This is a genomic window from Deltaproteobacteria bacterium RBG_16_64_85 (assembly GCA_001798885.1).
GTDB lineage: Bacteria > Desulfobacterota > Deferrimicrobia > Deferrimicrobiales > Deferrimicrobiaceae > FEB-35.
This window is the reverse complement of sequence record MGQW01000077.1, coordinates 1-5,955: the sequence shown is the minus strand read 5'-3', so window position 1 is coordinate 5,955 and position 5,955 is coordinate 1. Positions and strand designations below refer to the sequence as shown.

The following is a 5,955-nucleotide window of genomic DNA, read 5'->3' as shown; positions in this document are numbered from 1 at the left end:
GTTCGCTCCCTGGGGTACCCTGCTCTCTATCCTCGACAGGGTAATGGCGTGATCGCCGAGGCTCATGCGGTTCGAATCCCTCAGGGCGCGCCAGCCTAACGCACGGAGAGCGTGGAGGATTTACACTCTCCGTTTTTCATTTATGCGGCGTTAAAGATCCCTCCGGTTTATTCCGAAATACGGTTGGGGACCGTTGGTTAGTGATTCCATGGTCCATCGTCTACTCCTGGGAGGACCAGTATGGGACAGCAAACCTGGGACGAGGGATTCCGGTTGGGTATTCGAAAGATTGACGAGGAACATGCGACCTTTCTGAACATCTTGAATTCGTTGGAAGATGCTGTGTCGCAGGGGAAGGGAAAGACGGAGATTGGAAAGGCGATCGACAAGCTGATTCTGTACGCTTATAACCACTTTTCCGAGGAAGAGCAGATGTTGCGGGATTACGGATACCCCGATTATGAGCGGCATAAGAAAATCCACGAAGCGGCGACCGGGAAACTACTTGAGATTGCGGATCTGCACCAAGCAGGTTTCTCCGACGCCTCGCAGTTGATCAGTGCGCTAACCGACTGGCTGATTAAACACATCCAGGGAACGGATAAGAAGTACGCGCCGTTTTTTGCCGCGAAGGGAGTAGTTTGAGACCCCTGCCCTAACCCCTAGGGGTAGCCAACCCCCCCCGAAAATTAAAGAAGGAGGTACGCCATGAGCTCGTTTACTTGGAAAAATGATTTTCGCACCGGAATCGAAGAGATGGACAAACACCACAAGAAATTTTTCGATTATCTTACCCGGTTGGAAGAAGCAGCGGGGGGAAGCAAGGGCAAGGAGGTCATCGAACGCGGGTTGAAGCTGGCCGACGATTACATTAAGTACCATTTTACTGAAGAGGAAAAACTGCTTGAGATGACAGGCTTCCCCGGCCTTGCCTATCAGATAAAGGAGCATAAATTTTTCGTCTCGCAAATAAATGATTTACGGGATAAATATACCAAGGGAGATGCCTACCTCCCGATCAGCACACTGGTATTTTTAAGAGACTGGTTTTCGCACCATATCCTTGAAGAGGATAAAAAGTACGGGGAATATCTATCTGGTGTGACGGAGTAGCCGGGTTCGAGTTGTGCGTGAAGACGTCAAACGTTAAAGGAGCACAAAGATCGAAGAGCAATTAAATTCTTATAATCAGCCGAATAGATTTTTTGCACACCCGCCCTGATATTGTCGATTTCCTCGTAATTGTCCTCCAGTATCTTGATGATATTTCCATCCAATGACCCGGATTTTACGAGGTTGAGAAGGATCGGCAAGGTTTCCTTACGCTCCGTACCGCGCCGGTAAGGGCGATTTTCGGCCACGGCGGTGAATACGTCAGCCACGCACATGATACGGGAACCCAATGAGAGCTCGCTTCCGTTGAGGTGGAACGGGTATCCTTTCCCGTCGAGCCGCTCGTGATGGAAGGACGCCCACTTGGCGATATCTTCAAACCCCCCGATCGTTGACAGGATCTGGTAGGTGAAATAGGTGTGCGCCCGGATCACATCGAATTCACCCGGGTCGAGTTTTCCCGGTTTTTCGAGGATGGAGTTCGGTACTGCAACCTTTCCAAGATCGTGAAGAGACCCTGCCACAAGCATCAATCGGCAATCTTTTTCGGAAAAATACATTCTCTTTGCCAATTCCCGTGCGACGGTTGCGACGCCGGCCGAATGCGTTGCGGTATAGGGGCTGCGGAAATCCACGATATGGCTGAAGATCATCCCGATCTGCTCGAGTTCGTCGAGCTGAAGTTCCACGCGGGGCCACGCGATCATATCCAATAGCACCCGATAGATTCTGGAAGAGGTAAAATCCAGCCAGAAAGATTCCTGAATGGCCAGTTCCTGGAAACATTTTACAAGGTCGGGGGAAAACAGCGTTCCTTCCCGCCGTGCCACTTCGCTTCGAATTGCTTTTACCTGTCCCAGTATGCTTGTGTTTCTTTGGATAAAACGATCGATATAATCGGCAAGATGGATCGCGTTGCCGGATAACCGGACATTCGGACCCGTTTCGTCCCATGCCTCTTCTTCGCCCCAGGAATGGTGGTGGATTCGAACGAGATCCGATGCCTTTTTAAAGAGGCTGAATCGACAAAGGAGGTCGGCCCCCAGTTCCGTGTGATATCGATGCTCCTCAAACCCGGCTTTCATCGTTGCGATCTTCTCCTCTACCGAGAGAACACCGATATCGTGCAAGACGGCCGCGTACATCAAGTCGGCCTGCGCACCAGGATTGAATCCCATTGCATGCCCAAGTCGCAGCGCAATGTAAGCGACGCGCTGCTGATGATCCACGGCGCAGGGGTGAACCAAGTCCAGGGAATCGGATAGGGAAAGAATCAGGTTGTCGAGCATCACGATCGGGTCATGGATCATGATTTCCCTCTTGCTCCCTGGGGGGTCGAATCTTTCTTTTTCTTCCCTATCTCTGTTTCGGATTTATTTGAAATAATCTTTACTGTTGCCCGGATTCGCGCTGCCCGGGGAGCCATTATTCGGGCCGGATAAGGGATCAGGGTAAGGCGAGCATTTCCTCCCAGTAGTGCCCAGTTTCGTCTGGTATGGCGCGCCAGTCTTTTCCCATCGCGCGATTGGGGACTCGAACCCCGAGCCCGCCGCCGACCGATCAGGAAGGGATCGGCTATCCACCCGGGTCGTCGGTTCCTCACGGGTCCTCGATCCTCTTCAGGTACATATTCAGGATACGCCGAAAATCGGCGCGGTTTGCCTCCACGAGGGAGCGGCTATCGGGGCTGAGACGGGACATCGGCAGGCGGTTTTTCCGTCGCCACAAAACGCATGACGTCACTCCACCACAGGGAATCCACGGCGGCAGGCCAGGTGTTGTGGCCTGCGTTCGGCAACAGCCACAGCTTTTTCCTCCCGGAAAGCAGTTCGAACAACCGGAGACCGCGTTCGGGCGGAATGACGTCGTCCTTTTCCGCCACCACCACCGCCACCGGCCCGATGTATTCGCTCAGGTTCCGGACGTTGTCGTACCTGTCCCGGGTCATCCATTTTGCCGGGAAATACCAGAACACGGATTGCGCCATGTCGGGCAGCGTATCCCAAGGGGTAATCAATACCACTCCGGCGACCGGAGCCTGTTTCGAACCCGCCACCGCAGACGCTACGCCGCACCCCAACGATTCGCCCAGCAGATACAGCGGACCGCCGAATTGTTCGACCGCCGCGCGGGCCGCATCCACCGCGGCGGAAACGAAGGTGGCTTCCCCCAATTTCCCCGGGCGCGCCCCGTAGCCGGGGTATTCAAAGAGGATCAACCGATACCCGAGTTGCCCCAATTCCTGCGCGTAGAAGAACCGGTCCGGCGCCGTGCCTGCGTTCCCATGGAGCAGCAGGATCACTCCTTTCGGCGATGTGGGCCCGTCTGCCTGGACGAAACCGTGGTAATCGGGGGCATGTTCCGGCCAGAGGCGAAAATGAAGCGCCTTCGCCCGGATTGCCGCCGACGCCAATGGGTAGACTTCGGGAACATACAGGATCTTTTCCTGCCGAAAGTAGACGAACACGAGAATTGCGAAATACCCTGCGACAGCGATGACCAGAAGCGTCCAGGGTCGGTCGGGCAAAAGGGGGAAACGCATCAATTTGCCCTTTCGAAAGGGTCCCGGTTCACCAACCTGCTCATTCGTCCCCGGCGATCTTCCGGATTCGATACGAATCATAATCCGGCACAAGACGGTCATAATCGCCATCCATCAAGGGGGAGGAGATCATGAAATCGGCGGAAGCACGATTGCAGGCGATGGGGATGTTCCAAACGACCGCCATGCGCAAGAGCGCCTTGACATCGGGATCGTGGGGTTGCGGTTCAAGCGGGTCCCAGAAAAAGATGAGAAAATCAATCTCGCTGTCGGCTATCTTGGCGCCGATTTGCTGATCACCGCCCAATGGCCCACTCTGGAGTTTGGTAATTTTGAAGCCCAGCTCCTGTTCCAATACCTCGCCGGTTGTCCCGGTTGCATAGATCTTGTGGTGAGCCAAGAGCACACGATTATATTTTGCCCATTCCACCAGATCCCGCTTCTTGTTGTCGTGCGCGACAAGGGCAATCTTCTTGTCATGTTCCATGGCGATTTTCTTGTGAGTCATATAAATGGATCCCCTTTCCCCCCGAACGAGTTGCCATGAATCAACCTCATTGTATCAGCGCCCAGGTTCAGCTGCGTGACCTTCAACGAACGGCAGGGCGATGGCGGCATGGCAAGCGGATCGTATCCATGAGCCGGCCTGCCTCGATCCCGTGCATTGTCGATAAATCGAATTTTTCCCTGCCGAAATCCAATAATTGTCATTCCGCAATGGTTCCCGGGACCAAATTTCTTTGTTTTTTCGCTCCATTAATGCGAAAAACCGCTGGAACGGTTATTGCTCGATCCTTGACACCACTCGTTCGTGCTCCCAACTTACCGCCAAAGAGATAGCGGCGGGGTCGCGGAAGGAGTCCGGATGCAGAACATCAGATGGTTTCTTAAAACGATCTTCACTCCGGTGACCATCATGGTGGTGCCCCATTCGCGCGCGAAGCCTTTCAGGTTTCTGTTTCCTTGCGCGGGAATCCTCCTGTCCGTCCTCATGTTTCTCCTGGGAACGGCCTACGTCCTCACCGTCTCGGTCCGCACCATGGAATATTACATGATGAGGGAAAAGCTCTCCCGGATCTCCTCCCGTCTCCAGGAACTGAATGCCACGATGGACTCGTTGAAGCTTGCGGAAGAGCAGTTCCGGAAACTGTTCTCGCTGAATTCAAAGAAAGAGGTCCTCGAGACGTTCAAAATCGAAGACGCGGGCTCCCTCGATATGGAAGCGTTGAAAAAGCAGATCGACGAGAAAATGGAGTCCGTCGCGGAGATCAGGAAATACGTTTCGGCACAGAAAGACATCTACTTGTCGACCCCTTCGGTGTGGCCGGTCCAGGGTCTGATCTCTTCCGGATACGGCTACAGGGAGCACCCGAAATTTGGAGATCAGAAATTCCATTCCGGGGTGGACATCATCGTCCCCCAGGGCACACCCGTAAAGGCAACGGCGGACGGGATCGTAAGCTATTCGGGGTCGTCGGAGGGGAGCGGCAACACGGTGGTCATCGAGCATGGCCACGGATTCAGCACCGCCTATGCGCACAACCTGCGGAATCTCGTCAGGGTGGGCCAGCGGGTGAAGAGGGAAGACGTAATCGCCATCACGGGATCCACCGGTATTTCCACGGGGCCTCATGTCCACTACGAGATCTGGAAGAACGGACGCCACGTGAATCCGATGGCCTATCTTGCGAGGAAATGACCATGTTCGGGAAAAAAACCCAAAAGCTCGAGACGATCATCGGGGACGGATCGGTAGTCAAGGGGGAGCTGAACGGAAAGGGGACGGTGCGAATCGACGGTGTCGTGGAGGGCAACGTCTGCGCCGACTGGGTGATCGTCGGGGAAAGCGGAAAGATCAAAGGCAATGTCAAAACGAGGGGAATGGTCGTGGCCGGCAAGGTGGAAGGAAACATCGAGGCGGACGAGATCGTGGAGTTGAAGCCGAAGGCGCACGTCTCCGGAGAGGTCCGGACGGGGAGGCTTGCCGTGTCGGAAGGAGCGGTATTCGACGGTCAATCCCGCATGAAGACGAACACCGGGACCGAGAAGGGATCGGAGGCACGGATCCTTTCGCTGAAGCCCCCCTCGACTCCTTCCTGAACCGGCATCCGTCGTAGTTCGCCAGTCGTTCCTTATCCCGCGAATTTTCCGTTATAATTTGCATCTAACACGCTGTCATCACGACTTTTTCGCTGCGGAACCCGCGGGGAGGCCATGAAAATCGCGGTGGTAAGGGAGATCCGGGAGGGGGAGAAGCGGGTCGCCCTCGTACCCGAATCGTGTAAAAAGCTGGTGCAGGC

Annotated in this window: 7 protein-coding genes; 4 read left to right on the top strand and 3 right to left on the bottom strand. The window is 54.7% G+C overall.

The window, feature by feature from the left end; all coding sequences use genetic code 11:
• Positions 1-240: 240 nt before the first annotated feature.
• Together A2Z13_01350 and A2Z13_01345 are read left to right on the top strand one after the other, a co-directional pair.
• Positions 241-645 (top strand): hypothetical protein, encoded by a 405-nt coding sequence (locus A2Z13_01350; GenBank protein ID OGP76879.1) that lies wholly within the window; start codon positions 241-243, stop codon positions 643-645.
• Positions 646-708: 63 nt separating this feature from the next.
• Complete coding sequence (locus A2Z13_01345; GenBank protein ID OGP76878.1) at positions 709-1,113, top strand: hypothetical protein; 405 nt, start codon at positions 709-711, stop codon at positions 1,111-1,113.
• A 26-nt stretch (positions 1,114-1,139) separates the two neighbouring features.
• Here A2Z13_01345 and A2Z13_01340 read toward each other — a convergent pair whose 3' ends face one another.
• The 3 genes from A2Z13_01340 to A2Z13_01330 all read right to left on the bottom strand — a co-directional run bounded on the left by A2Z13_01340 (position 1,140) and on the right by A2Z13_01330 (position 4,163).
• Complete coding sequence (locus A2Z13_01340) at positions 1,140-2,423, bottom strand: hypothetical protein (GenBank protein ID OGP76877.1); 1,284 nt, start codon at positions 2,421-2,423, stop codon at positions 1,140-1,142.
• Between the two features lie 368 nt (positions 2,424-2,791).
• The gene (locus A2Z13_01335; protein OGP76876.1) at positions 2,792-3,655 is read right to left on the bottom strand and encodes a hypothetical protein; all 864 of its coding nucleotides are present in this window, start codon (positions 3,653-3,655) and stop codon (positions 2,792-2,794) included.
• Positions 3,656-3,695: 40 nt separating this feature from the next.
• Positions 3,696-4,163 carry a methylglyoxal synthase gene (locus A2Z13_01330; GenBank protein ID OGP76875.1) on the bottom strand — a complete coding sequence of 156 codons (468 nt, stop codon included), beginning with the start codon at positions 4,161-4,163 and terminating at the stop codon, positions 3,696-3,698.
• A gap of 357 nt (positions 4,164-4,520) precedes the next feature.
• Here A2Z13_01330 and A2Z13_01325 point away from each other — a divergent pair, with 357 nt between their 5' ends.
• Both A2Z13_01325 and A2Z13_01320 read left to right on the top strand, forming a co-directional pair.
• Positions 4,521-5,354, top strand: a complete 834-nt coding sequence (locus A2Z13_01325) for a hypothetical protein (GenBank protein OGP76874.1) — start codon at positions 4,521-4,523, stop codon at positions 5,352-5,354.
• A gap of 2 nt (positions 5,355-5,356) precedes the next feature.
• Positions 5,357-5,755: a hypothetical protein gene (locus tag A2Z13_01320; protein OGP76873.1), complete on the top strand. Its 399-nt coding sequence runs from the start codon at positions 5,357-5,359 to the stop codon at positions 5,753-5,755.
• Positions 5,756-5,955 lie beyond the last annotated feature (200 nt).

Coding starts and splice junctions, on each gene's coding strand:
- A2Z13_01350 (OGP76879.1), top strand. CDS start 241: ATGGGACAGCAAACCTGGGACGAGGGATTCCGGTTGGGTATTCGAAAG.
- A2Z13_01345 (OGP76878.1), top strand. CDS start 709: ATGAGCTCGTTTACTTGGAAAAATGATTTTCGCACCGGAATCGAAGAG.
- A2Z13_01340 (OGP76877.1), bottom strand. CDS start 2,423: ATGATCCATGACCCGATCGTGATGCTCGACAACCTGATTCTTTCCCTA.
- A2Z13_01335 (OGP76876.1), bottom strand. CDS start 3,655: ATGCGTTTCCCCCTTTTGCCCGACCGACCCTGGACGCTTCTGGTCATC.
- A2Z13_01330 (OGP76875.1), bottom strand. CDS start 4,163: ATGACTCACAAGAAAATCGCCATGGAACATGACAAGAAGATTGCCCTT.
- A2Z13_01325 (OGP76874.1), top strand. CDS start 4,521: ATGCAGAACATCAGATGGTTTCTTAAAACGATCTTCACTCCGGTGACC.
- A2Z13_01320 (OGP76873.1), top strand. CDS start 5,357: ATGTTCGGGAAAAAAACCCAAAAGCTCGAGACGATCATCGGGGACGGA.